We start from the raw sequence: 23794 nt of genomic DNA, 5'->3' as shown, positions 1-23794 counted from the left end.
GTACGCCAAGGCGCACCGCCGGATAAGTTATTTGGATTCTTCTTCCACAACGTCGGCGATATGCTCTTCTTCGGCGGGTGCTTCGTGAGAGCAGCAGCACGGCGCTACGGCACTTTTGATTTTGCGCAATACTTTTAATACTTTGGCTACGGTCAAAAAGCCTACGGCGGCGGCTAAATCGCTGGCGACATAGAACGCGGCGGCAAGCCACATTTCACTGCCGGAAAGTTGCGGATGCGAGAAAATAGCATACGCTTGAAAAACAGCATAAACAAGCGCCAAATAAAAGAGTACCAGGAACAACACGGACAAGCCTTTTAAGCACAGCCAGTTGTGCGGAAACCATTTGGCACATTTGCAGCAATTAGACATAATGTATCTCCTTTTATGAGGGGAGCATTTACCCCCAACACATATATTGTATCAAAAGAACACGCCCCCGGCGATATTCCTTCTATCCGCTAATTTACCTTTTTGTGCGGTCGTGCGCAAGAAGGAAATTCGGGCTATTTCGTAAGTGCTTTTTGGGTGTCGTCCAATACCTGTAAACCCAAAATAAAAAAGCGTATGCCCGCGCAGGCCAACGCGGCTTGCAGGGCGGCTAATCCGTAAATACGGCGCATCGGCGCGGACGCGGCGGCCAAATCTCCGGCCGGAGCAAAAAAAGTGCCCGCCCAACACACCGCCGCATATAGGCCGATAGCCAAGGTTAAATAAAACACCACTAAAAAGAAACGCCGCAAGCCGTTTAATTCCACCCAGTTGTGCGGCAAATAGGCGGTAATTTTATTAAAAGCGTTTTGCATTTTTAAGCAACTCCTCTGCGTGTGAAAAAGCGGCTGAATTTTTATCTGCATTTCCGCCAAGCATACGGGCAATTTCCGCGGTAAGGTTTTCGCCTTGCAGGGGCATAATGGTTACCTCGGTGGAATTTTTATCCGCTTTTTTGGTTACGTGAAAGTTATGGTCTGCCTGTGCGGCTACTTGCGCCAGGTGCGTTACACAGAGCACTTGGCGGCCTTGGGCGGCTTGGTGGAGTTTTTCGCCCACGAGCCAGCCCGTTTCTCCGCCTATGCCAGCATCTGCTTCATCAAATACCATTACCGGCACGGTAGGAGCCAGCACGGTTTTAAGGCCCAACATTACGCGGGAAATTTCTCCGCCGGAAGCAATATTTTTTAGCGGACGAAGGGCTTGCCCGGGGTTGGGGGAAAATAAAAACTCCACTTTATCGGCCCCCGTCGGGCCTAGGTTTTCTTCGTCCATTTCTACCGCGGCGGAAAAGCGCACCGCATTAAAGCCCAGCGGACGGATTTGCTCCGTCAGCAGGGCGGATAATTTTTGTGCAGCGGCAAAGCGCTTTTCGTGTAAGGCGGCGGCTAATTTAAGCAAGGCTTTTTTGCCCTTTTCCAGTTCCGCCAAAAGTTCTTGTTCGTGTTCTGCGGAGTTTTGCAAATTGTTAATGCGTTCGCGCAGTTCGTCCGCCGTTTTTAACACGTCGCCTATTTCCGGACCGTATTTGGCCTTTAACCGTTTGATTTTTTCGTGGCGTTCTAACATTTTATCCAAAGCGTCAGGCTCTAAATTAATATCATCTTTGTATGAGCCAAGCGTGTCTGCCACGTCCTCTAACGTAACGAGTGCGTTGTTTAAATCGGCGGCAAGCGCGGATAAATTTTCATCTAATTCCGCCATACTTTCCAGTTCGCGTGCGGCTTTGCCCGCGCGGGCGGTGGCAGAATCTTCTGCATCGTACAGTTCGTGATAGGCTTCGCTCGCCATTTCCAACAGCCGACCGGCGTGTTTCATTTTGGGTAAGGTTTGCTCTAATTGTGCATCTTCTTCTGCCGAAGGATTAACCGCCTCTATTTCTTGTAATTGGTAGCGGCTCATATCTAAGAGTTGTTCTTTTTCTTGCGCGCTTAAACGGGCAGAGTCCAACTTGGCCTGTACGGCTTGTACTTGGCGGTAGGCATTTTCCATTTGTTTAACAAGCGTATCGTGTTTGGCAAATTTATCTAAAAGTAATAAATGTACGGACGGATGAAGCAAACTCTGGTGTTCGTGTTGTCCGTGAAAATCCACCAACGCGCGCCCGATTTTGGCCAGCGCGGAAACTGTTACCGCACGCCCGTCGGCCCAGGCTTTGTTTTTTCCTTTTTTGTCCAGTTCGCGCTTTAAGGTAAAAACGTCGCCCGCAATCTGAAATTCCTTGCGTAAATTTTCCGGCAGCATATCACTGGAAAAGGTGGCGGTAACGCACATCTTGTCGGCTCCGTCTTTAATAACAGACACATCCCCGCGTGCGCCTAAGGCAAAACCCAGGGCTTCAATTACAATAGATTTTCCGGCACCTGTTTCACCGGAAAAAACATTTAAGCCGGGTGCAAAGTCCAATGTTAAATCGGAAATAATGGCAAAATTTTGTACGCGCAGACGCGAAAGCATTAGCGGTTCCCCCAATTCAGTTTACGGTTTAAAATAGAAAAAAATCCGCGTTCCTTCGGGCACAGCAGTTTTGCCCGTACGGGGCTGCGGGTAATTTCCAATTTAGCGCCGGGCGGCAAGGATAAATTAATTTGTCCGTCAATGCTGGCCAGGGCGCGGCTGGTTTCCTGTTTGAAAGTGGGCGCGAGTGTGAGCGTGGCATTACCTGGCAAAATAAGCGGACGTTGGTTAAGGGTGTGCGGACAAATAGGCGTAACTAAAAGCACATCAACTTCGGGTTCAATAATCGGGCCGCCCGCCGCCAGCGAATAGGCTGTGGAGCCGGTAGGAGTGGAAACAATCACTCCGTCTCCGAAATAAGACGGAATTTTTATTCCGTTAAAAGCGGCTTGTGTCAAAAAAGAACGCGGCTCGGCGGCACGCAACACACAATCGTTAAATGCCAGAAACTCTTGCACCTGCCCGTCTTGGTCCAACAAACGGGTTTGGAGCATAAAGCGTTCGTTGAGCGCACATTTTCCGTCCAGTAACTGCTGTAAAGAATTTTTAAAATCGTTTTTTTCGCACGCGGCCAAAAAGCCGAGCGTTCCGCAGTTAATGCCAAAAATCGGGATATGCAACGGCGCGGCGGCGCGGGCACAGCAAAGCATAGTGCCGTCTCCGCCCATACTTACGAGCAAATCGGCCGGGTGTTCCGCCAGCTCATCAAGCGACGTAATAACACGCATCGCCAAGCCTTTTTGGGCCAAATAATCCCGCACCTCCTGCGCCAGCGGTGCGACGGAGGTTTTGCGGATATTGTAAAAAACGGCTGCGGAGCGGAATTGCATTACTTTTATTTTAGCAAAAAACAAATAACCCTTTTTAGACTTACCGCACGCAGGCCCCACTAGACCAAAATGATATAATATACATATAAGGTAAAAGAAAGGGGGCCTACTATGTGGGACTATACGGAAAAAGTAATGGATCATTTTAAAAATCCGCGCAACGTGGGAGCCATTCCCAACGCCGACGGTACGGGCCAAGTCGGCAGCCTGGTGTGCGGGGACGCCCTCAAATTGACGATTAAAGTTAACAAGGATACGGACGTAATTGAAGACGCTAAGTTTGAAACTTTTGGCTGCGCCAGTGCGATTGCCTCCTCCTCTATTTTGACGGAAATGGTCAAGGGCAAAACGATTGCCGAAGCGTCCAAAATCACTAACCAGGATATTGCGGACGCGCTGGGCACTTTGCCCGCCGAAAAGATGCACTGCTCGGTAATGGGGATGGAAGCCTTAGAGGCCGCCGTTAAGAGTTACCGCCAAGGCGGAAAAGCCGTGGTGTTTGAACAGCAGTCGGAAAAGATTGTCTGCCATTGTTTTAACGTGTCGGAAGAAACGATTATCAAGGCTATCCGCGCCAACCACTTAAAAACGGTGGATGATGTAACCCACTTTACCAAAGCGGGCGGCGGTTGTGGCCGTTGCAAAGGCGAAATCCAAAAGATTTTAGATAAAGTAAACGGAGTAAACGAAGCCTCAAACGCGCCGAAAACTTTTGCACAAATGACACTTGTGGAAAAAATTAGAAAAATTGAACAAGTGCTGGAAAGCGACGTCCGCCCGATGCTAAATATGGACGGCGGTTCTGCTGAACTGGTGGACGTAAACGGTACGGTGGTAAAGGTCCGCTTGGTGGGTATGTGCAGCGGGTGCGCCGGTGCGGCGGGGACGCTCAAACACGTTATTGAAAAAGCCTTGCAAGAAAAAGTGGACTCTTCCTTGACGGTGGAACAGGCTTAATATGAAAGTGATTTATTTGGATAATAACGCCACAACCCAATGCGTTCCCGAAGTAGTGGAAGCGATGCTTCCTTATTTTAGCGAGAAATACGGCAACGCATCCAGTATGCATACTTTTGGCGGCAACAACCGCCACGTGATTGATGCTTCCCGCAAGCAAATGGCTGATTTTTTGGGTGCCGCGTACGCGGACGAAATTATTTTTACATCTTGCGCGACGGAAAGCGACAATACGGCTATTTTTTCCGCGGTGCGTTCTTTCCCGGGGAAGAAACATATTATTACCTCGGCTGTGGAACACCCGGCTGTTATGGAGCCGTGCCGCTATTTGGAAGCGCAGGGCTACCGCGTGGATTACATTGGCGTAGATGAATTTGGTCGCTTTAATATGGACCAATTTAAAAAAGCCATTGACGGAGATACCGCTATCGTTTCCGTAATGTTTGCCAACAGCGAAACGGGAACCATTTTCCCAATTAAAGAAATTGCCCAAATCGCGCACGAGAACGGGGCTATTTTTCATACGGACGCTGTACAGGCGGTGGGTAAAATTCCGGTTGATGTGCAAGATTTAGGCGTAGATATGCTATCCTTATCCGCCCATAAATTTCACGGGCCTAAGGGTATTGGCGTGCTTTATGTGCGCCGCGGCACCCGGTTTATGCCCTATTTAATGGGCGGACACCAGGAAAAACAACGCCGCGCCGGCACGGAAAATGTACCGTACATTGTGGGGATTGCTAAGGCGGCGGAACTTGCTCAAAAGCGTTTTGCGGACGGTGTTCCCGCCAAAATTTCCGCCTTGCGCGATAAATTAGAACAGGGCATTTTAGCCACTATCCCGGATGTAAAGGTAAACGGAGACGTATCCAACCGCGTGCCGAACACCACCAATATCAGTTTTGGCTACATTGAAGGTGAATCTATTTTGATGTATCTTAATGATTTTGGCATTTGTGCATCTTCGGGCTCGGCTTGCACGTCCGGCTCGTTGGAGCCGTCGCACGTTTTGCGTGCAATGGGGGTGCCTTTCCAGTTTGCGCACGGTTCTATCCGTTTTTCGCTCTCGGACCAAACGACCGAAGACGATATAAACCTGGTGCTCAAAGAGTTGCCTCCAATTATTGAACGGCTGCGTAAAATTTCGCCGTTTTCGCGCTTTGCCGCTTAAATAAACTGCTCCCTAGGGGAGCAGTTTATTTATGTAGGAGAGTCAAATGAAAAAACTGTTGCTAATTTTATTACTGTTATTTCCATTAGTTGTTTCCTCCAAAACCTTAGTTATCTTTCATACGAGCGATACTCACGGTTTTTTTTATCCCCAAAATAAAATAGGCGGTTTTGCCGCTTTAAAAAATGTGATCAACCACGAGAAAAAACCGTTTCTTCTGTTGGACAGCGGGGATTTTGCCAATGGTACGGCAGAAGCCAAATTCTCCCGAGGGGCCAAGGCCGTGCAACTGATGAACGCCGTGGGGTATAGTGCCGTTACTATCGGCAACCATGAATTTGATTTTAAGGATGCTGGGATTACCGCATTCATCCAAGAGTCTAAATTCTCTATTTTGGCGGCTAACTTGCGCGAAAAAGCAACGGGACTCTTGCCCGCAGGCGTACAGGCTGCACGCGTGTTTAATGTGGACGGTATCAAGGTGGCGGTTATCGGACTAGCCAATAATCACCCCTCACAGCCCACGCAAAAATATACTTTTATTAAACCGCTTACGGCTCTGTCTAAAGCCTTGCAAGAAGTGGAAAAACAAGATCCTGCCGTGGTAATCGTGATTGTGCACGATTCTTTTGTGGATTACCAACACGATATTTTGCCCTATATGGGGCAAATTGCCAAGCATTTCCCCGGGCGGGTGCAGGTGGTGTTAGGCGGGCACGCGCATAAAATAGTCAACGAATATTTAGAAAGCACCTTGTATGTGGAAAGCGGAGCGCACTTGGAAGCAGTTTCCAAAATCACGGTGAACGTGGACGACGAAACAGGTAAATTTTTATCCGCCCAAGCGAAGTTAATCTCCTTAAATGTGGACGAGGTGGGACAAGATAAAACCGTTGCTAAACTGGCCGAAGAATTGCGGGAGCCGGGGCTTGATAACGAGGTGGCGGTGATTACCAAACGCCTGTCCAAAAAGCCGATTTTACCTAATACGTTAGACGGCGAACTGGACGATTGGTTAGCAGATGAAGGACGTAAAATAACCAAAACGGAAATTTTTATTCACAATACAGGTGGTACTCGTATGGATTTGTTGCCCGGGTCGCTGACTCGCCGCCAACTGATTGATTTATTTCCTTTTAACGATGTTTTAATATCTATGGATGTGCCGGGTTATACTCTCAAAAAGTTTATTAAATCTGGGCTTGTGCCGTGGAATAAATACACTTATTCCGGCATAACAGTTTCTTTTGATAAAATTGGTCCTAACCGTGTAAAAAATTTACAAATAAAGATAAACGGCAAACCGCTTGAAAAGCGTCAAATCTATCGCGTGGGGACGAACTCTTATATTGCCAGGCAGGCATTGTTTACGGATTTGCCCCAAAAACAGGTTGGCAACCAAAAGGTCAGCCAATTAATTGAGCAAGCGCTATCGTCAGGCGAGTTATTTACGCCCCAGACCGGCAGGATTACCTATCAGCAAAAATAAGAGCAACTTGAACACATCCCGTCGTTTTTGTTAGGATAAATTATCTGCTTTTAAGGAGGTTTCCAATGAAAAAAACTTGGCTTTTGCTGTTTGCGGCAATGTTGTTGCCCGTAGCCTTACTGGCTAAAACGACTACGATTTATCATACCAGCGACGTGCACGGCTTTTTCTTTCCGCGCAACGGACAGGGCGGTTTTGCCGCGTTAGAATCCGTGCTGAAAAAAGGCCCGCAAAATTATTTGCTGTTGGACAGCGGGGACTTTGCCAACGGCACTGTGGAAACCCGTAACTCCAAAGGCTTAAAAGCGGTGCAAATTATGAACCGTATGGGTTACGACGCGGCCACTATCGGAAACCACGAATTTGACTTTAAAGATGCCGCGGTTGCGCCTATTTTAGCCAATGCACAGTTTGCTGTTTTGGCCGCCAACTTTTTTGATAAATCTACGGGCAAATATCCTGCCACTGTACAGCCCTATAAAATTTTTGATGTAAATGGCATTAAAGTAGCCGTTATTGGGCTAGCCAACCGCACTCCCACCAATCCGGCGAAGTCCTACTCCTATGGTAAACCGTTTGATGCTTTGGAAAAAGCCTTAAAGGAAGTGGAAGCCAAACAGCCTAATTTCGTGGTGGTTATCGTGCACGATTCGTTTAAAGACGAAAAACACGGGGTGGCCTCCTATGTAGGGGAAATTGCCAAGCGTTTTGAAGGCCGCGTGCAGGTGGTGTTGGGCGGGCACGCACACAACATTTTGCAAAACAAATATGTAAACGGTACGTTATTTGTAGAAAGCGGTTGCTATTTAAATAACGTAAGCCGTATTACCGTGGAAACGGACGACAAAACGGGCAAGGTGCTATCTGCCAAGTCCGAACTGGTTCCGCTTATCATAGCCGAAACGGGCGAGGATAAAGCGATGAAGGAATATGTTGATTCCTTGCGTGAGCCTGGGGTGGATGAGGTAGTCGGCGAAGCCAAGGAAACCTTGTCCAAACTTCCGTTATCCAAGGACCGCCAGGATTCCCCGCTTAACGACTGGATTGCCGACTTACTCCGCAACTATTCCGGTGCGCAGATTGCCGTGCACAACAACGGCGGCACGCGCGTGGACCTTAAAAAGGGGGAAGTAACAAAACGCGATTTGATTGAAATCCATCCGTTTGATAATACGGTTACGCTGGTAACGGTGGACGGTAAATTTTTAAAGAAATTTGTAAAAAAGGGTTTTGCCCCGCGCAGTTTATATACTTATTCCGGGTTGACGATTACTTATAAACAAACAAAACGCGGAAAGGTGAAAGACCTGAAACTGTTTATAGACGGAAAACCCGTAGAAAACAACAAGAAATATACGTTGGTTACCAATTCTTATATTGCCGGTGGCGGGAGCGAAGGCTGGATGTTTAAGCAAATTCCGGCGGAAAACAAAAAATTAGCCGGAAATAAAACTATCCGCGATTTAATGGAAGACGCCCTTAAAAAGGGGCCGGTAACTGCCCCCGAAACCGGGAGAATTATCAAACGCTGATATGCGCGTAAAGTCTATTCTTTTTATTTTACTGGCGGCCGCCTTATCAGGCGGCTGCCTGCACGAAGAACTGTACCCGGTGGATGTTTATTATACTGCTGATGTGCAGGGATTTTATTGGTCCCGTATGGAGCCGCGCTTTGAAAATAAAGAAGCGGGCGGATATGCGGTGCTAAAAAATTTCTTGCAAACCCGCCCCGCCCCGTATTTGCTGTTTGACGGCGGCAACTGGTTCGGTTCTGCGCCGGAGGGAAATTTGACCAAGGGTGCGTATGTGGCCGAACTGACCAAAACCATCCCTTATACAGCCGGGTCTGTAAGCGATAAAGACTTGGCTTACGGTTGGCCGTCCTTGCGCAATACTGTGCGCGAATTGCCTTATCCTTTTATCGTTTCCAATTTGAAGTTGGAGGGCAAAATTCCGTGGCCTATGCACGATTATCAAATTCGTACGGTGGACGGTATAAAAATCGGCATTTTTGGTTTAATTGACCCACAGGCTATTAATAAAAATAAAGGCCGTTTGTTGGGTTTAACCGCGCAGGACCCGGTACAAGTAGCCAAGGATATGACATCTCTTTTGCGGGAAAAAGGTGTTGATTTTATCATTGTATTAAGCGCGCTCGGCGAGGAACAAAAGGACGGAGTCAGTGATGCTTCTTTGGCCGGAGAGGTGGAACATTTGGGGCTTATTTTAAGTGCCAATAAGGACCGCGAAAACGCCGAAACCGATACCGTCAATAATACCTTTATCGTTTATCCCGGCTCCAAGTTGGATAGTATCGGGCATATCCGCCTGTTGTTTGATAAAAACAAACAAGTGCGTGAGGTGAAATTTGAAGATATCCCTTTGTTTAAGGAAGAATTTGGGGAGGATGAGGAAATTGCCTCCCGTGCCGCGGCTCTGCGCGCGGATACCCGCAAAAAAATGAATGCCCGCGTAGCCGATATGCCACAGCCGGTGGCAACCTCGCTTACGGCGGAGTCTCCGCTGGGGGATTTGTTAGCCCAGTGCTTATACAAATGGTCCAAACTGGACGGCGCAATTATCAATTCGGACTCTATCCGCAACGCGTTGCCCGAGGGCCGGGTAACGGAGTATGATTTGTATAAAACATATCCGTATGGTGACAATATTACCTTTATTACTATTAAAGGCGCGGCCTTTTTAAAAGCATTGGAAGATTCTTTAAATGCCAAGGATAATTTTCCGCAAGTGGCGGGGTTTACGGTGTCGTATGCGGTTACGCAAGAGGGCAAAAAAATCCGCCAAGTAGTGCTTGAAAAAAACGGACGCACAGTCAATCCGCGCGAAACATACCGCTTTGCTGTTACGGACCACGTGTTGGCGGGCGGTTTTGGACATGACGGCTTTATTGATTCGCTGGAATTTAAAAATACCTTTGTGGAAGCGCGCCAAATTATGCGCTCCTGTTTGGTCCGCCAAAAAACGGTTGAACTGCCCAAATTGGGACGCTGGAAGAAAGTAAAATGAGCCTAATCCGTCCTTTAAAAATAGGGTCCTTTACCGTTCCCAACAATTTAATTTTAGCCCCGATGGCCGGTATTACAGATTCGCCCTTCCGCGTGCTCTGTTTAAAAGGCGGGGCGGGACTTGTGTGTGCGGAAATGGTGTCCGCGCACGCCTTGCACTATGGTAACGAAAAAAGCGGACGGATGTTGCAGGTCAACCCAAAAGAGCACCCGGTTTCTATGCAGATTTTTGGAGCAGACGAAACCACTATTGCCGAGGCCGCCAAAAATGCCGAAGCCTGCGGAGCCGATATAGTAGATTTAAATGCAGGGTGCCCTGTTAAAAAAATTAATAAAGCGGGAGCCGGCTGTGTTTTGATGAAAGATGAAGCAAAATTGGGCCGGTTGTTGGAAGCCGCCGTTAAAAGCGTTAAAATACCGGTAACACTCAAAACACGCATTGCGTTAACGCACAAGGAATTGCTGGGAGTGCGCCTTGCTAAATTGGCCGAGAATTGTGGCTGTGCGGCGGTAACGTTGCACGCGCGTGCGGCGGTGGACGTACACAGCGGAGAGCCAAATATCGGGGCAGTTGCCGAAGCGTGCGCAACAGTTAAAATACCTGTTATCGGCAACGGTGGGGTATTGACGGCCGAAACGGCAAAAAAATTTTTACAAGCAGGATGCGCCGGGGTAATGATTGGGCGCGGAGCCATTGGCAATCCGTTTATCTTTCAAGACATTATTAATGCTTTTGAAGGCAAAGAACCCGCCAGCAATTCGCCTGCAAAGCGGCTTGAAATTTATTTGCACCTCATCCGCGAAAATGTTTCTTATTACGGCGAGCGTATTGGTGTAAACCGCAGCCGGAAAACGGCCGGATATTGGATAAAGGATTTCCCCAACGCCTCGGAAATGCGCGGCCTTTTTGTGCGGCTGGATACCTTGGCGGATATTGAAAAGTTATTTGCGGAAACCCTGTCCCGTCTGTGCGCATAAAAAAATCCCATAAAATCTTGTACATTTTGATATAATATATAGGAAACCACGAGTCATTAAGACAGCGGCCAACCACTCCGCTGCGCATTAATTACAAAAGGTAGAAACAAAATTATGACAAAAACTTTTTTGCCTTCCGTAAAGGAAGTGGAAACCACCCGCAAATGGCATCATATTGACGCCACGGGCCAAACCCTGGGCAGATTGGCTACCCAAATTGCCGTCTTGCTTATGGGTAAACACAAAAAGACCTATACGCCCAATATGGACTGCGGCGACTTCGTCGTCGTTACCAATGCCGGCAAAATCAAATTGACCGGTAAAAAAATGGAACAAAAGGTTTACTTCTCCCACTCCGGTTATGCCAAGGGTGGTAAAGAAACCCCGGTCAAAAGAGTGTTGGAAAACAACCCCACCAGAGTTTTGGAACTGGCCGTTAAAAGAATGTTGGACGAAAACAAACTTCGCGCGCCCAGGATGAAACGCTTGCGCTTGTTTGCTGGCGAAGAACACGCTTTCACCGAACGCTTTGGTAAATAAGAGGGATAGAAATTTATGAACAATACGAAAGAACTCAAAACCGGAAGAAGAAAAACCTCCGTCGCCCAAGTTGAACTTTTAAAGGGTAAAGGGGTTATTACCGTAAACGCCAAATCTTTGGATGAATACTTCGGCAACCACGCCCGCTGCAAATCTGCCGTTAAGGCCCCGCTCGTGGTTACCAACCTGGAAAAAGAATACGACGTTACCGCCAAAGTAGTGGGCGGTGGTGTATCCTCCCAGGCAGGTGCTTTGCGCCACGCGATTGCGCGCTCTATCGCCGCAATGAGCGAAGATCTTAAAAAAGCCGTCAAAAAGGCCGGTTATCTTACCCGCGACCCGCGTATGGTTGAAAGAAAGAAACCCGGTCAGCCCGGTGCCCGCAAACGCTTCCAGTTCTCCAAACGTTAATCGTTGGCTGGAAACTTGCAGGAAATGTTTTACAAAACCCCCGCTCTTTGGAGTGGGGGTTTTTGTGTGTAGAGAAATAGTAAGCGGGGGGGGGATATTTATTGTTGTTTTCCCCAAGTGGGAGCGGGCCGTGCTAAGGTTGCGGTTTGTTCAGCGTGATATGCCACAGGTATTCGGTATTGCCGTGAGTGCCTTTAATCGGGCTTTCTATCACTTCGCCGCAGACGCCGCCGTATTTTTCTTTTAACTGTTCATTAAAAAAATCTTGTACGCGCTTAATGGCCAGTTGGCGGTTTTCTTCGGTTTTTACAATACCGTGCGGCACCTGTTTGGGGGTGAGTTCAAATTGCGGTTTAATTAAAAGGACTATTTCGCTTTGCAGTGCCATTACTTTAAAAAGAGGCTCCATAATCATTGTAAGCGAAATAAAAGAAACATCTACCGCCGCAAATTGCGGGGCCGAATCAAACAAATCTGCCGTCATATAGCGGGCATTGGTTTCGGGTTTAAAGTGGAAATTTTTGTAACGGCGCATTTCGTCGGCCAGTTGGCCTTTTCCTACGTCCACACCGTAAACTTCTTTGGCTCCGGCCTGAATCATACAGTCGCTAAATCCGCCGGTCGCCACTCCGATATCCACGCACACTTTGTTTTTAATATCAATGTTCCAATGTTTTAAGGCTCCTGCCAGTTTTAGGCCGCCGCGGGAAACATACGGGCAAGATTTTTCTTTAATAGAAATTTTATCTTCGGGCAAAATGGTGCGGTCGGCGCGGGTGTCAATTTCACCGTTTACCAATATTTCTCCGGCCATAATGGAAGCCTGCGCGCGGTTGCGGCTTTGAAAAAATCCCTGTTCTACCAAGGCCATATCCAGACGTAATTTTTTATTTGCCATTTTCGTCCTCGGCGAGTTCCGTGTTAAAGGGCTCGGTCATCATTTCGGCTCCTTTCTTTTTTAATTCTTCCACTTTAAATTTAACCGTTTCCAACTTTTGTGAAAGTTCTTTTGAAAGGGTTACTCCCTCTTCAAACAGTTTGACGGAGGCGTCCAAATCGGTTTGTTCTTCTTCCAACTTGGCGACGATTTCTTCCAAGCGGGAGAGTTGTTTTTCAAAATTAAATTTTGTCATAAATCCTCACTTAACAGTGGCATGAATCATACCGTCCTGTACTTGAATATATACGGTTTCGCCCGGGGCGGTTTGGTGCACCCGGCTGATGACGGAGCCGTCCTGCTTGCGCGTAATGCTGTAACCGCGTTTTAACACGGCCTGCGGCCCTAATGCCGCCAGTTGGCCTTGGGCTAGTTTAAAGCGGTGCGAAAAGTTATTTAATTTTTCCTTCCAGGCATTTTCTAAACGCGTATTTAATTCATCTAAATCCTGTTCTTTGCTTTGCGTAATAGTTTCCGGGTGAACGAACACGCGGCTGTTTGCGCACAAGTCATATCTGCGTTTGGCGCGTTCGTAAAATAAACTGACAGATTGTAACAGCCGCTTTTGCAACTGCTTGATATAATCCTGCGTATTTTGGGAATTTTTTACCACCAGTTCGGCCGCGGCTGACGGAGTGGGGGCGCGCAAATCGGCCACGAAATCGGCAATCGTAAAATCAACCTCGTGCCCCACACACGAAATGACCGGAATTTTGCTTTTAAAAATAGCCCGGGCGACGGCTTCTTCGTTAAATGCCCATAAATCTTCTATACTTCCGCCTCCGCGCCCTACTAACAGCACATCTGGCGCAGGCTTAAAGCGGTTCAAATCGGCGATGGCTTGGGCAATTTGCGGGGCGGCTTCGTCCCCTTGTACCAGTACCGGGGCTATTAAAATTTCTAAATGCGGGCTGCGGCGCTTTAAAACGGATAAAATATCCCGCACTGCCGCACCCGTGGGCGAAGTTACAACGCCAATTCTTTGCGGATACGCGGGAATCGGTTTTTTATGTTCGGGGGCGAAAAGGCCCTCTGCTTCCAACTTCTTTTTTAATTTTTCAAATTCTAAATAGAGGTTTCCCTTGGCTAACGCTTCCACGGTTTTTACAACAATTTGGTAGCGCCCCTGTTTGGCATAGCAGGAAAGGCTGCCCCATACGCGCACCTGCAAGCCTTCTTGCAGTTCTCCCGTAAATTTGCGCGCATCCCACTTGAACATAACAGCAGACAACAACGCTTCCCTGTCTTTTAAATCAAAGTAAACGTGCCCGCTGGCGGCTTCGCGCAAATTGCTGATTTCGCCCTCTACAAAAATATCGCGGAATACTCCCTCCAAAGTTTGCTTAACGGCAAGCGTAATGGCGGTAACGGTAAAGACCTGTCCTCTAAAAGGGGCTTCCGGTTCCATTTATTCTCCTTTGATTTTTTTGAGCCGCTCAATGAGTGCGGCTTCTTTGCCCAATATGCCGGGAGTAAAAAATTTCATTGGGCTGGGCATATAAAGTTGCCGGACATAATGATTGGGGTAATCGTGCGCGTATTTGTAGCCGTTGTTTTTTCCGCCGGAACGCAGATTATCCGGCACCGGGCGGTATTTGCCTTCGCGCACTTCTTGTAAGGCCGCATTGATAGCCAGGTAAGCAGAGTTGCTTTTGGGACAACAGGCCACATAAATAGCCGCGTGGGCCAAGGGAATACGCACTTCGGGCATACCCAATTCTTCTGCCGCTTGAAAGGCGGATTGCGCAATCATCAGCGCGGCCGGTTCAGCCAACCCTACGTCTTCACTCGCACAAATTAAAATACGGCGGGCAATAAAGCGCGGGTCTTCGCCGCTTTCCAGCATACGCGCCAACCAATACACGGCGGCATCCGGGTCAGAGCCGCGCATAGATTTAATAAAAGCGGAAATGATATCGTAATGCTCGTCGCCTTTTTTATCATAATTTAAGTGGCGGCGCTGGATGCACTCTTGCGCAATTTCCAAAGTAATGTGCTTTATTTTATCCTCGCCCGGTTCGGTGGTAACGAACGCCAATTCGGCGGCATTTAGCATTTTTCGGCTGTCGCCGTTGGCTTGGGTGATAAAGTATTCGGCGGCATCCGGAGCGATTTGTGCGTTTTCTTTCTCGGCGGCACGCGTTAAAATTTTAAGCAAATCTTTTTCGCCCAATGCTTTAAATTCAAAAACGGAAAAACGGGATAACAGTGCGGTGTTAATGTAAAAATAAGGGTTTTCGGTTGTAATGCCGATTAAAATAATATCTCCCCGTTCCACGGACGGCAACAGAACATCCTGCTGGGTTTTGTTAAAATGATGAATTTCGTCCAAAATAACCAAAGTGCGCTTTTGGTCAAAAGAGGGGGTGCGGGCGCGGTCTTTGGCTTCCGCCAACACTTTTTTGATGTCTGCTACACCGGCTGCCGCCGCATTTAATTCTACCGTATAGGCCTGCGTGCGTGAGGCTATGTAACGTGCGGTGGCTGTTTTGCCGCAACCGGGCGGGCCGAAAAATACGGCGGATTTAATCATATCCGCTTCCAACAGGCGGCGAAGCATTTTGCCCGGCCCTAATAGATGCGGCTGTCCGGCAAATTCCTCTAATGTTTTGGGCGCCTGGCGCGCGGCCAGCGGGATATTTTCGTTTTCTTGCATAAAATTATTTATGGTTAGCGTTCAAGGCGGATTGTAATTTTACAATCAAATCGTCCACGCGCGATTCTTCTTCCTTGCGTTTTCCGCCGTCATTTTGACGTTGTAAATATGCCACTGCCGCAAAATGGAGCGCGGTAATAAGGGCTTGTTTGAGCGTGTCTATTTCGTCTAATCCTTGCATATATTTTTCCACCGTTGCGGCTAGGTCTGTCAGTTCCACGGCGCCGAGTTCGGTGGTTTCTATATCCAGCGGGATACGCTTTATTTCTACTTGAACAATCTCTTTGGCCATATAAGTTTATTTTACTTTTTTCCTTCTTTTTTGTGTAAAAAGAAGCAAAGTTTAGATGTTCTTTTTCTAATCGTAGAAAAAGAACCAAAAATACTCGTTGCCCAACGCCTTATAAAATGCAGGTTTTGGTGGGTATTTTTATAACTCGCCTGCGGCTCAAACAAATAAAAATGCGACCCTGCCAAAACCGCCTCTTATAAACAAGGCAAGGGGAGCAGAAACGGACAAACGGGAAAAACGGCTTTAAAATTCCTCTTTATTTTCCCTATACAGCCGCCTAAAATACTATAATAAGTATATGACTATTACCGAATTTCAACAAGCCTGCTCCGCTATTGAGCAGGACTATAAAACAAAAATCAGCCAAGCGGCCGATTTAGCCGCCGTGGAAGAATTGCGCGTTGCGGCCCTCGGGCGCAAAGGCGCATTAACGGAACTTTTAAAAGGCTTAAAAGATTTTTCCATTGAAGAAAAGAAACAAGCCGGTCCCTTGGGCAACGCTTTGAAAGTCGCCTTGTCTGCCGCGCTTGACGAAAAAACTGAATTTTTTACTGCTAAACAAATTAATGACGAATTAAATAAAGTTACCTTAGATTTAACCCTTCCCGGCTACCCCGTGGCCAAAGGCCACCGCCACCCGCTTTCCGTGGCGCAGGACCGTATGACGGAGATTCTTTCTCGTTTGGGTTTTGAGTGGGCCGAAGGGCCTTGGGTGGAGGACGAAAAGCACAACTTTGATTTGCTGAATATCCCGCTGCACCACCCGGCGCGTGATGCACAGGATACTTTCTTTGTGGACGGCAAAATGCCGCTTGTCTTGCGCACACATACCTCTAACGTGCAAAGCCGGTATATGGAAAAACACAAACCGCCGCTTCGCATTATGGCCCCCGGCCGCGTATTTAGAAACGACAGTTTGGACGCTACACACAGCCCCGTATTTCACCAAATTGAAGGCTTGTATGTGGATAAAAATGTAAGTATGGCCAGCCTTAAAAGCGATTTAACCGCCTTTATGAAAGGGCTTTTTGGCAATAAGGCCGAAATCCGCTTCCGCCCCTCGTTCTTTCCGTTTACGGAACCCAGCGTAGAGGTGGACGTAAAGTGCGTTTTCTGCCAAGGAAAAGGGTGTAATGTGTGCAAGGGCAGCGGTTGGATTGAAATGCTGGGTGCGGGTGTGGTTCACCCCAACGTACTTAAAAACTGCGGCATTGATCCCGAACAGTTTAGCGGGTACGCCTTTGGTATGGGCGTGGAACGCTTGGCTATGATGATGCTTAACATTAAAGATATCCGTACATTTTATGAAAACGACTTGCGCGTATTAAAACAATTTTAAGGACAGATTATGAAAATTTTGTATTCTTGGCTCAAAGATTTTATTGATATTGATTTAACCCCCGAGGAATTAGTAAAAAAACTGACCGACCTTGGTATTGAAGTGGCTTCTGTGGAAAAGACAGGGGCAGATTTTGAAGGGGTCCGTGTGGCCCAAATCATCAAAATAGAGGACCACCCCAATTCCGACCATTTGCACTTGGTAACACTGGACTTAGGCGGTGGAAAAACACAGCGCGTGGTGTGCGGCGCGCCAAACGTGGCCATTGGGCAAAAAGTGCCGCTTGCACTCTTGGGAGCCCGCGTGGGTAAAATGGTAATGAAACCGGTGGTGCTTCGAGGTGTTCCGTCCGAGGGGATGATTTGCTCGTCTGACGAATTAGGTTTAACCCATACCCGCGCACACGGAATTTTGGTGTTGGATGAAAATTTGGAATTGGGCACGGATGTTGCCTCCCTCTATGGCAAAGCGGATTCTTTGTTTGATTTGGAAATTACATCAAACCGCCCCGATTTGCTCTCCCACCTGGGGGTGGCGCGTGAATTGGCGGCACTGTTAAATAAGCCCGTTAAAATGCCTGCTATTAAAGATTTGCCCGGCGAAGGAAAAGCATTAAATGTGGAAATTAAAAACGCCGAAGCCTGCCCGCGCTATATCGGGCGCGTTATCCGCGGGGTAAAAAATGCCGAATCGCCCGAGTGGCTCAAAAGCCGTTTGGCTGCGATGGGGCTGAACCCCAAAAATGCGCTTGTGGATGTAACAAATTATGTGATGTTTGAACTGGGCAATCCGCTCCACGCATTTGATTTGCGCGAAGTGGAGGGCGACACGGTTATCGTGCGCAACGCGGAAGAAGGGGAAAAGTTTACCGTGTTGGGCGGGCGCGAACTGACGTTAAACGCCAACTGCCTGATGATTGCCGATAACAAAAAGGCAACGGCTCTGGCAGGTATTATGGGCGGAAAAGACAGCGGTATTAAGGACGATACAAAAGATATTTTTCTGGAAGCCGCGTATTTCAACCCGCCTACCGTTAACAAAACAGTCAAAAAATTTGCCATTTCGTCCGACTCCTCCCAACGCTTTGAACGCGGAACGGATATTGAAGGGGCTATGACGGCAATGCGCCGCGCGAGTGATTTGTTTGTACAAATTTGCGGCGGTACTCCCAGCGAAATCAACGATGTTTATCCCGTTAAATACGAAAACCCGACGGTTATGTTTACTCCGGCGGAAATTAACGGCATTTTAGGCACGCAGATTAGCGACGAGCGCTTAAAAGAAATCTTCGGTCGCTTGGCTGCTGAATTTCACGCGGACGGCGAAAAATGGACCTTTAAAGCTCCTACGCACCGCCGGGACTTGAACCACAAATGGGACTTGGCAGAAGAAGCCGCCAGATTTGCGGGCTATGATATGATTCCCGTAAGTGAAACAAAAGCCAGCCTGATGTTTGCCGATAATCCAAAAGGGATTGATTTAGGCAAAAAATATGCCTCTGCGTTAATTGGGGCGGGCTTCTGCGAGTGTAAAAATATTGATTTCTTGGGAGAAAAAGAACTCAAAACTTTTGGTTTTGACCCTAAGTTCTGCATTAAAATTAAAAATGCCTTGGCCCAAGGGTGGGATTATTTGCGCCCGACTTTGTTGCCTTCTTTGCTCAAAAATGTGGAGAGCAATTTTCGCTTTGGCAATACTAATTTAGCCTTGTTTGAAACGACCAAAACATTCCAATCTATTAAGGGCTTCCCGGTGGAAGGGTACGCGGTGTCCGGCGTTTTAACGGGAACTTTGGAGCAGGAAAAATTCTTTGGAGGGGCGGAAAAACCGGTAGATTTTTATTGGTTAAAAGGCCTGATGCAGGCGGTGTTGTCCGACGTGGAGAGGGTAACTTTGGTTCCGTCCAAAAAAGCCCCGGTATATATGCACCCCAAAATTTGTATGGATATTATGCTGGGCGGCAAGGCAATCGGCTTGTTTGGCAAATTTCATCCGCTTGCGTTAAAGGCTTGCGGCATTAAAACTCCCGAAGTATGGGGCTTTGAGTTTGCCACGAAACTGATTGAAAAGGCTTTTTCTGCGCAAGATTTTAAGCCTGCCAAAGCGGTGGCGGTATTTCCGCCGTCTTTGCGCGACTTGTCGGTTGTGGTGGATGAAGAAAAATCTTATGCGGATATTATCAGCGCGCTTGAAAAAACACCGCTTGATGTGGACCTTTCGTACCACTTGATTGATTTGTATCAAGGCGAACATTTGCCTGCGGGCAAAAAAAGCGTAACGTTCAGTTTAGCCTTTTCCAATAAAGAACGTACCTTGAAAGACAAGGAAACGGACGACGCGTTTAACCGCATTGTGGAACAGTTGCGCGTGCAAGTGGGAGCGGAACTGCGGTAATATGCAGGAAAAATTAAAACAACTGGAACTTTTAACGTCGCAAATACTCGCCCGGCAGAAGGAATTGCAGGGCGAGAACGGCGCGTTAAAGGCGCGGGTGCGCACCTTAGAGGACAGTTTGGAAAAATTAAAAAATACGGAAGCCGAATTGCGCGAACTGAAAGAGTGGAAAAAGAACACGCAAACGGTTCTAAAACGATTATCCGCCCGGTTGGATAAAGAAATTGCAAAGGCCAAAGAAAACGAAGAAAACATCGTTTAGCGTGGCCTAAGCGGTAGATTTAAAAAACGGAACGCTCCATACTGGGCGTTCCGTTTTTGTCTGGCTAAAAAAAGATTTATGCGGCGGGCATCATCGCGGCTTTTACGTCTGCCCCCATCGGAGTAGGCATTCCGTTTTTATTCACGCAAACCAGTGTGGTTTTTCCCTTGGTGCATAAACGGCCGTCTTGGTTGGTAATGAGGTTTTCAAACACAATCTTAATGTCCGACACTTCCAATACTTTGGCGGATACGTCAATTACGTCTGCGTAACGTACGGAATATTTGTATTCCACTTCCTGCCGGGCTACCACAAAGTACAATCCGCGTTCAATAAGCGCGGGAACAGAAAAACCTTTTTCCGCCATATAGAGGGTGCGCGCTTCTTCAAAATATTTTAAGTAGTTGGCGTAATAGACTACATTTCCACAGTCTGTATCGTGATAAAAAATAGTTTTTTTCATTTTATTCTCCAATAATTTTAATCAAAATCCGTTTGTTTCTTTGTCCGTCAAATTCTCCGTAAAAAATAGTTTCCCACGGGCCGAAATCCAGATGTCCGTCCGTAACCGCCACCACGACCTCGCGTCCGAGCAGGGTGCGCTTTAAATGTGCGTCGCCATTGTCTTCTCCGGTCAAGTTGTGTTGGTATTTATCAATCCCGTAGGGGGCCAGTTTTTCCGTCCAGCGTAAAAAATCTGCGTGCAGGCCGCGCTCGTTATCGTTGATAAATACACTGGATGTAATGTGCATAGAATTAACCAGGCACAAGCCTTCTTTTATGCCGCTTTTAGCCAATGCTTCCTCTACTTGCGGCGTGATATTTACGATTTCGTAATGTTTTTCCGTACAAACAGTTAGATATTGGGTATAAGATTTCATATAATAAATTATACTTGATATGGAGGTCCGGCAGAACGGCCGTATGTTATGAAGAAAGAAGAGTTAATGGATTTACTGCGTAATCCCGCCAAGTATCACCAGAAAAAACAAGCGGCCCAAAACCCGCAGGGGGCGGCCAAGGCCCAGTCGGCCGCTACAACTGAAAAACGCACACAGGACACGCTTTTGTTGGGTGTGGGGATAGGTGTGGTGGCGTTGGTGTTAATTACGATAGTGATTATTTTATCTGCCCAAAAAAGAGCCGATAACTTAACGGCGGCATTGGACCCCAACCAAGTAAAGGGATTGGCGGCGGCGAATACCGAGTTTAATCCCAACACCGGGGTAACGTATGTGCAACTGCAAGAAGGGCAGGACCGCAACGTAGCCGTAAGTAACTTAGGCTCCACATTGCCGATTATCAGCCGTTTTAATTTTAAGGCATTTACTCCTAAAAGTTACGAAATTATCGGCGCGGCTCCGTGGGCACTTACGACCAATTTTTCATCTAATTTAGCAGACCCCGATTTGATGCGTTATCTGTTGGCTAACGATAAGATGTGTAAGGCCTTTTTAGCCCGCCCGGACGTGGCTCCTTTGTTGGAGGACCCGCAACTTCTGCTGGCGTTTAGCGAGGATCCAAATGCGATGTCAGAATTTTTTGATAGCGAAACCGTCAAACAGGTGCTTGCCAGCGAACCGATGGTATTGGCGGTGGCAAACAGCCGTTTTATGAGTTATTTGCTTATCAGCAAGGCTGTTAAATATTTCCGCGACCGTCCGCAGGAAGCCGCACGCATTATTGCATCAAATCCGCATTTAAAAGCCTTGCAAGGAAACCCCCATATCCGCAAAGCGGTGGAGCAAAATACGTATTTAAAGCCGATAGCAACTATTTTGTTGGGCGGAAATTCTACGACGGGAAAAGCACAAAAAACATCCCGAAAAAAATAAATATTGTACACAACGTAAAAAATTTGTTATAATTTTATTGTTGAGGGTAAACAGATTTATGCGGGCGTGGTTCAATGGTAGAACGCGACCTTGCCAAGGTTGAGACGAGAGTTCGATTCTCTTCGCCCGCTCCATTTAAAAGCCCCGGTTTAATCCGGGGCTTTTGGTTTTTATATTCACCTGCCGCAGGGCCTATAAAAAAGATAGGTCCAAAATACCTGAAAAATGGGTCCAAAGACCCTCGTAAATTTCCACTTAAAAATAGATACTTAAATAAGAAGGATGTATAAGGGGATAAAATATGAAAAACTTTCTTTTTATTTTAGCGGCTTGTTTGATGGTTTCGCTGGTTAATGCGGCTCCTGCAGCCCAGCCTCGTCCGCAGTTGAACAAAAAATTGCAGGCTGCCGTGCAAGCGGCTGCCCAAAGGCATCAAGGTTCCGTAGATTTGGACAAAGAAGATGATTTCGGCAATACGCCCGTTTTCGCGGCGGCCCAAAAAGGAGATGCCAAGGCTATTGCTTCCTATATCAAATCCGCCAAGAGCGGCAATTTCTTGCTTAAAACGGGCAAAAACGGCAATAACGTGTTCCACGTTGCCCGCAACAAAGACTCTTTTTTGGCTTTGGCTTATGGTATCCGCCATTTTTATCCGCGTGAATATCAAAAGCATTTACACCTTTTAATGAATCAGCGCAATGCGGCTGGGGAACTCCCGGTACAAACGCAAATTAATTACGGGCGTGCGGATATGTTTTTTGCGGAAATTCCCTATACCGATTTGTACAAGAGCATTATGAATATTAAGAGCAAACTTTCCGCCGGCGGAATTGTGGCGGATGTAGCGCAGACTGAGGCCGCCGAAGTGGTAAAAATGAGCAAGGATAACAGCGGCCGCACGATTGCACAAGCCGCGCGCGATAATGCTTCTGTCCCGGGTATGGATAAAGTGGTTGCTTTCTTTAACGAAAACGCTTCCTACCTGTAAAAACTTTTTATCCCCTGCACCTCCGGTTCCCCCACCGGGGGTGTTCCTTTTTATATCATAAAAAACGCCCGGCGGGAACCGGGCGCTTTTCCTGAAATTTCGCAAATACTTAACTAAAAAACTTAATGGAGTTAGGCAAAATAACGTCCTCCATTACGCTTAATGCAAATGAATCGGTCATTCCGGCAATATAGTCGGCGATAATTGTATCAATTTGCGCGGGGTTTTCTTTATATATGTTTGTCATAGAACGCATATACTTGGCAAAATTCTTAGCGGTGGTTTTGCCTTCTTGTTCGTATGCCTCGTAGTCAAAGCCGTATCGCTTAAAAATCGTGCGGAAATAATCAAACAAATCGCGGATACATTTGTCTATGGTTTCCTTGCGCTGGCGCATTTGCTCGTTGTGGTAAATGCGGGTATAGTTAAATTCGCGCAACTGGGAAATCAGCCCAAATTTATCAGCCGAAAAGCCAATGCAATCTTGGTCCTTGGAGTGGTTAATTAGGTCCAGGGTCAGCGTGTTGATAATTTCCCCGTTAGACGTTCCTATTTCTTCGCGTACATCTTTGGGAATATCGTTGGTGGTGATGAGGTCTGCCTTTACGGCGTCCTCAATATCCCGCCCTAAATAGGCAATTTTATCGGACAGGCGCACAATGCACCCCTCATAAGTAGATGGCATATGGTCGCGCCCGGTGATTTTTTCCAAATCGTTCGGCACCGCAGCGGGGCGGAGTTGGTTATTGGTGAAATCTTCGCCGCAATGGCAGATGATTCCGTCCTTTACGGCAAAGGTTAAATTTAATCCTTCCCCATAATTGGCTAAATGTTCCACCACGCGGTAACTGTTCAGTTCGTGTAAAAAGCGTTTGGGGCGGATGCAAGCGTCTATGGCGCGTTCGCCCTCGTGCCCGAAAGGGGCGTGTCCGATATCGTGGCCCAAGCCGATAGCATAGGCCATATCTTCGCTTAATTGCCAGTTGCCGCTTTTGTTGAGCCCCCGGCAAATAGTAGCGGCTATGGTCGCTACGTGCAGTACGTGTTCTATGCGGGTGCAAATGTGGTCATTGTTTGGGGCAAAGAATACTTGGGTTTTATGTTTCAGGCGGCGAAACGGCAGAGAGTGGATAATTTTTGTCTGGTCGCGGAAATATTCATCCCGCAAATCAGGATGATGCGGATGTGTACGCTGTAAATAAATTTGATCACTAAACGGATTTTTTATCATAAAATTATGA

Annotated in this window: 25 protein-coding genes and 1 tRNA gene; 14 read left to right on the top strand and 12 right to left on the bottom strand. The window is 47.4% G+C overall.

Annotation, left to right across the window (positions count from 1 at the left end; translation table 11 throughout):
• Positions 1–27 precede the first annotated feature (27 nt).
• The 4 genes from ACZOTW_RS00630 to ACZOTW_RS00615 form a co-directional block, all read right to left on the bottom strand.
• Positions 28–372, bottom strand: coding sequence for a hypothetical protein (locus tag ACZOTW_RS00630; RefSeq protein ID WP_177746557.1), 345 nt, complete (start codon positions 370–372; stop codon positions 28–30).
• Positions 373–506: 134 nt separating this feature from the next.
• The gene (locus ACZOTW_RS00625) at positions 507–806 is read right to left on the bottom strand and encodes a hypothetical protein (RefSeq protein ID WP_177746555.1); all 300 of its coding nucleotides are present in this window, start codon (positions 804–806) and stop codon (positions 507–509) included.
• On the bottom strand, positions 790–2448 hold the full coding sequence (recN, locus tag ACZOTW_RS00620; protein WP_483997207.1) for a DNA repair protein RecN: 1659 nt from the start codon (positions 2446–2448) through the stop codon (positions 790–792). Before recN ends, ACZOTW_RS00625 begins: the two co-directional genes overlap by 17 nt.
• Positions 2448–3278: an NAD(+)/NADH kinase gene (locus ACZOTW_RS00615; protein WP_483997206.1), complete on the bottom strand. Its 831-nt coding sequence runs from the start codon at positions 3276–3278 to the stop codon at positions 2448–2450. The genes recN and ACZOTW_RS00615 overlap by 1 nt, the downstream gene beginning before the upstream one ends.
• Before the next feature lie 111 nt (positions 3279–3389).
• Between ACZOTW_RS00615 and nifU the strand changes: the two genes are divergently transcribed.
• The 8 genes from nifU (at position 3390) to rpsI (ending at position 11850) form a co-directional block, all read left to right on the top strand.
• Entirely contained in the window at positions 3390–4235 is an 846-nt protein-coding gene (nifU, locus tag ACZOTW_RS00610; RefSeq protein ID WP_483997205.1) for a Fe-S cluster assembly protein NifU, read from the top strand.
• A gap of 1 nt (position 4236) precedes the next feature.
• A complete protein-coding gene (gene nifS, locus ACZOTW_RS00605) occupies positions 4237–5406 on the top strand; it encodes a cysteine desulfurase NifS (protein WP_483997204.1) in 1170 nt (389 codons plus the stop codon).
• A gap of 46 nt (positions 5407–5452) precedes the next feature.
• On the top strand, positions 5453–6895 hold the full coding sequence (locus ACZOTW_RS00600; RefSeq protein ID WP_483997203.1) for a bifunctional metallophosphatase/5'-nucleotidase: 1443 nt from the start codon (positions 5453–5455) through the stop codon (positions 6893–6895).
• A gap of 65 nt (positions 6896–6960) precedes the next feature.
• On the top strand, positions 6961–8427 hold the full coding sequence (locus ACZOTW_RS00595) for a bifunctional metallophosphatase/5'-nucleotidase (RefSeq protein WP_428045247.1): 1467 nt from the start codon (positions 6961–6963) through the stop codon (positions 8425–8427).
• A 1-nt stretch (position 8428) separates the two neighbouring features.
• The gene (locus tag ACZOTW_RS00590) at positions 8429–9922 is read left to right on the top strand and encodes a bifunctional metallophosphatase/5'-nucleotidase (RefSeq protein WP_483997202.1); all 1494 of its coding nucleotides are present in this window, start codon (positions 8429–8431) and stop codon (positions 9920–9922) included.
• Positions 9919–10899 (top strand): tRNA dihydrouridine synthase DusB, encoded by a 981-nt coding sequence (gene dusB, locus ACZOTW_RS00585; RefSeq protein ID WP_483997201.1) that lies wholly within the window; start codon positions 9919–9921, stop codon positions 10897–10899. Before ACZOTW_RS00590 ends, dusB begins: the two co-directional genes overlap by 4 nt.
• A 114-nt stretch (positions 10900–11013) precedes the next feature.
• Positions 11014–11439, top strand: coding sequence for a 50S ribosomal protein L13 (gene rplM, locus ACZOTW_RS00580; protein ID WP_428037951.1), 426 nt, complete (start codon positions 11014–11016; stop codon positions 11437–11439).
• A gap of 15 nt (positions 11440–11454) precedes the next feature.
• Positions 11455–11850, top strand: a complete 396-nt coding sequence (rpsI, locus tag ACZOTW_RS00575; protein WP_177746535.1) for a 30S ribosomal protein S9 — start codon at positions 11455–11457, stop codon at positions 11848–11850.
• A gap of 133 nt (positions 11851–11983) precedes the next feature.
• On the opposite strand, the gene ACZOTW_RS00570 is transcribed toward rpsI, so the two are convergent.
• Genes ACZOTW_RS00570 through ACZOTW_RS00550 form a run of 5 tightly spaced genes read right to left on the bottom strand, consistent with a single transcriptional unit; the run spans position 11984 to position 15735 of the window.
• Complete coding sequence (locus tag ACZOTW_RS00570) at positions 11984–12748, bottom strand: TlyA family RNA methyltransferase (protein ID WP_177746533.1); 765 nt, start codon at positions 12746–12748, stop codon at positions 11984–11986.
• Entirely contained in the window at positions 12738–12983 is a 246-nt protein-coding gene (gene xseB / locus ACZOTW_RS00565) for an exodeoxyribonuclease VII small subunit (protein WP_177746531.1), read from the bottom strand. Before xseB ends, ACZOTW_RS00570 begins: the two co-directional genes overlap by 11 nt.
• 6 nt (positions 12984–12989) lie before the next feature.
• Complete coding sequence (gene xseA / locus ACZOTW_RS00560) at positions 12990–14195, bottom strand: exodeoxyribonuclease VII large subunit (protein WP_483997200.1); 1206 nt, start codon at positions 14193–14195, stop codon at positions 12990–12992.
• On the bottom strand, positions 14196–15443 hold the full coding sequence (locus tag ACZOTW_RS00555) for a replication-associated recombination protein A (protein ID WP_483997199.1): 1248 nt from the start codon (positions 15441–15443) through the stop codon (positions 14196–14198).
• A 4-nt stretch (positions 15444–15447) separates the two neighbouring features.
• Positions 15448–15735: a hypothetical protein gene (locus tag ACZOTW_RS00550; protein WP_428037627.1), complete on the bottom strand. Its 288-nt coding sequence runs from the start codon at positions 15733–15735 to the stop codon at positions 15448–15450.
• Positions 15736–16033: 298 nt separating this feature from the next.
• Here ACZOTW_RS00550 and pheS point away from each other — a divergent pair, with 298 nt between their 5' ends.
• From pheS to ACZOTW_RS00535, 3 genes are read left to right on the top strand one after another with little or no spacing between them, the layout of a single operon-like run.
• Positions 16034–17074 (top strand): phenylalanine--tRNA ligase subunit alpha, encoded by a 1041-nt coding sequence (gene pheS / locus ACZOTW_RS00545; protein WP_483997198.1) that lies wholly within the window; start codon positions 16034–16036, stop codon positions 17072–17074.
• 9 nt (positions 17075–17083) lie between these two features.
• Positions 17084–19468, top strand: a complete 2385-nt coding sequence (pheT, locus tag ACZOTW_RS00540; RefSeq protein WP_483997197.1) for a phenylalanine--tRNA ligase subunit beta — start codon at positions 17084–17086, stop codon at positions 19466–19468.
• A gap of 1 nt (position 19469) precedes the next feature.
• Complete coding sequence (locus ACZOTW_RS00535; RefSeq protein WP_483997196.1) at positions 19470–19730, top strand: hypothetical protein; 261 nt, start codon at positions 19470–19472, stop codon at positions 19728–19730.
• Between the two features lie 76 nt (positions 19731–19806).
• On the opposite strand, the gene ACZOTW_RS00530 is transcribed toward ACZOTW_RS00535, so the two are convergent.
• Complete coding sequence (locus ACZOTW_RS00530) at positions 19807–20193, bottom strand: acyl-CoA thioesterase (protein WP_483997195.1); 387 nt, start codon at positions 20191–20193, stop codon at positions 19807–19809.
• A 1-nt stretch (position 20194) separates the two neighbouring features.
• On the bottom strand, positions 20195–20611 hold the full coding sequence (locus tag ACZOTW_RS00525; RefSeq protein WP_428037944.1) for a secondary thiamine-phosphate synthase enzyme YjbQ: 417 nt from the start codon (positions 20609–20611) through the stop codon (positions 20195–20197).
• 48 nt (positions 20612–20659) lie between these two features.
• On the opposite strand from ACZOTW_RS00525, the gene ACZOTW_RS00520 reads away from it, so the two are divergent.
• The 3 genes from ACZOTW_RS00520 to ACZOTW_RS00510 all read left to right on the top strand — a co-directional run bounded on the left by ACZOTW_RS00520 (position 20660) and on the right by ACZOTW_RS00510 (position 22553).
• Positions 20660–21565, top strand: coding sequence for a hypothetical protein (locus tag ACZOTW_RS00520; RefSeq protein ID WP_428045256.1), 906 nt, complete (start codon positions 20660–20662; stop codon positions 21563–21565).
• 60 nt (positions 21566–21625) lie between these two features.
• Positions 21626–21699 (top strand) — tRNA-Gly (locus ACZOTW_RS00515).
• Positions 21700–21866: 167 nt separating this feature from the next.
• Positions 21867–22553 carry a hypothetical protein gene (locus tag ACZOTW_RS00510; protein ID WP_483997194.1) on the top strand — a complete coding sequence of 229 codons (687 nt, stop codon included), beginning with the start codon at positions 21867–21869 and terminating at the stop codon, positions 22551–22553.
• A 109-nt stretch (positions 22554–22662) separates the two neighbouring features.
• Here the strand turns inward: ACZOTW_RS00510 and ACZOTW_RS00505 are convergent, their stop codons facing one another.
• On the bottom strand, positions 22663–23784 hold the full coding sequence (locus ACZOTW_RS00505; protein ID WP_428037942.1) for a deoxyguanosinetriphosphate triphosphohydrolase family protein: 1122 nt from the start codon (positions 23782–23784) through the stop codon (positions 22663–22665).
• Positions 23785–23794 lie beyond the last annotated feature (10 nt).

Source organism: Candidatus Avelusimicrobium sp. (assembly GCF_056976295.1).
The sequence above is the reverse complement of the archived record's forward strand: the minus strand, read 5'-3'. Positions and strand labels throughout refer to the sequence as shown.

Coding starts and splice junctions, on each gene's coding strand:
- ACZOTW_RS00630 (WP_177746557.1), bottom strand. CDS start 372: ATGTCTAATTGCTGCAAATGTGCCAAATGGTTTCCGCACAACTGGCTG.
- ACZOTW_RS00625 (WP_177746555.1), bottom strand. CDS start 806: ATGCAAAACGCTTTTAATAAAATTACCGCCTATTTGCCGCACAACTGG.
- recN (WP_483997207.1), bottom strand. CDS start 2,448: ATGCTTTCGCGTCTGCGCGTACAAAATTTTGCCATTATTTCCGATTTA.
- ACZOTW_RS00615 (WP_483997206.1), bottom strand. CDS start 3,278: ATGCAATTCCGCTCCGCAGCCGTTTTTTACAATATCCGCAAAACCTCC.
- nifU (WP_483997205.1), top strand. CDS start 3,390: ATGTGGGACTATACGGAAAAAGTAATGGATCATTTTAAAAATCCGCGC.
- nifS (WP_483997204.1), top strand. CDS start 4,237: ATGAAAGTGATTTATTTGGATAATAACGCCACAACCCAATGCGTTCCC.
- ACZOTW_RS00600 (WP_483997203.1), top strand. CDS start 5,453: ATGAAAAAACTGTTGCTAATTTTATTACTGTTATTTCCATTAGTTGTT.
- ACZOTW_RS00595 (WP_428045247.1), top strand. CDS start 6,961: ATGAAAAAAACTTGGCTTTTGCTGTTTGCGGCAATGTTGTTGCCCGTA.
- ACZOTW_RS00590 (WP_483997202.1), top strand. CDS start 8,429: ATGCGCGTAAAGTCTATTCTTTTTATTTTACTGGCGGCCGCCTTATCA.
- dusB (WP_483997201.1), top strand. CDS start 9,919: ATGAGCCTAATCCGTCCTTTAAAAATAGGGTCCTTTACCGTTCCCAAC.
- rplM (WP_428037951.1), top strand. CDS start 11,014: ATGACAAAAACTTTTTTGCCTTCCGTAAAGGAAGTGGAAACCACCCGC.
- rpsI (WP_177746535.1), top strand. CDS start 11,455: ATGAACAATACGAAAGAACTCAAAACCGGAAGAAGAAAAACCTCCGTC.
- ACZOTW_RS00570 (WP_177746533.1), bottom strand. CDS start 12,748: ATGGCAAATAAAAAATTACGTCTGGATATGGCCTTGGTAGAACAGGGA.
- xseB (WP_177746531.1), bottom strand. CDS start 12,983: ATGACAAAATTTAATTTTGAAAAACAACTCTCCCGCTTGGAAGAAATC.
- xseA (WP_483997200.1), bottom strand. CDS start 14,195: ATGGAACCGGAAGCCCCTTTTAGAGGACAGGTCTTTACCGTTACCGCC.
- ACZOTW_RS00555 (WP_483997199.1), bottom strand. CDS start 15,443: ATGCAAGAAAACGAAAATATCCCGCTGGCCGCGCGCCAGGCGCCCAAA.
- ACZOTW_RS00550 (WP_428037627.1), bottom strand. CDS start 15,735: ATGGCCAAAGAGATTGTTCAAGTAGAAATAAAGCGTATCCCGCTGGAT.
- pheS (WP_483997198.1), top strand. CDS start 16,034: ATGACTATTACCGAATTTCAACAAGCCTGCTCCGCTATTGAGCAGGAC.
- pheT (WP_483997197.1), top strand. CDS start 17,084: ATGAAAATTTTGTATTCTTGGCTCAAAGATTTTATTGATATTGATTTA.
- ACZOTW_RS00535 (WP_483997196.1), top strand. CDS start 19,470: ATGCAGGAAAAATTAAAACAACTGGAACTTTTAACGTCGCAAATACTC.
- ACZOTW_RS00530 (WP_483997195.1), bottom strand. CDS start 20,193: ATGAAAAAAACTATTTTTTATCACGATACAGACTGTGGAAATGTAGTC.
- ACZOTW_RS00525 (WP_428037944.1), bottom strand. CDS start 20,611: ATGAAATCTTATACCCAATATCTAACTGTTTGTACGGAAAAACATTAC.
- ACZOTW_RS00520 (WP_428045256.1), top strand. CDS start 20,660: ATGAAGAAAGAAGAGTTAATGGATTTACTGCGTAATCCCGCCAAGTAT.
- ACZOTW_RS00510 (WP_483997194.1), top strand. CDS start 21,867: ATGAAAAACTTTCTTTTTATTTTAGCGGCTTGTTTGATGGTTTCGCTG.
- ACZOTW_RS00505 (WP_428037942.1), bottom strand. CDS start 23,784: ATGATAAAAAATCCGTTTAGTGATCAAATTTATTTACAGCGTACACAT.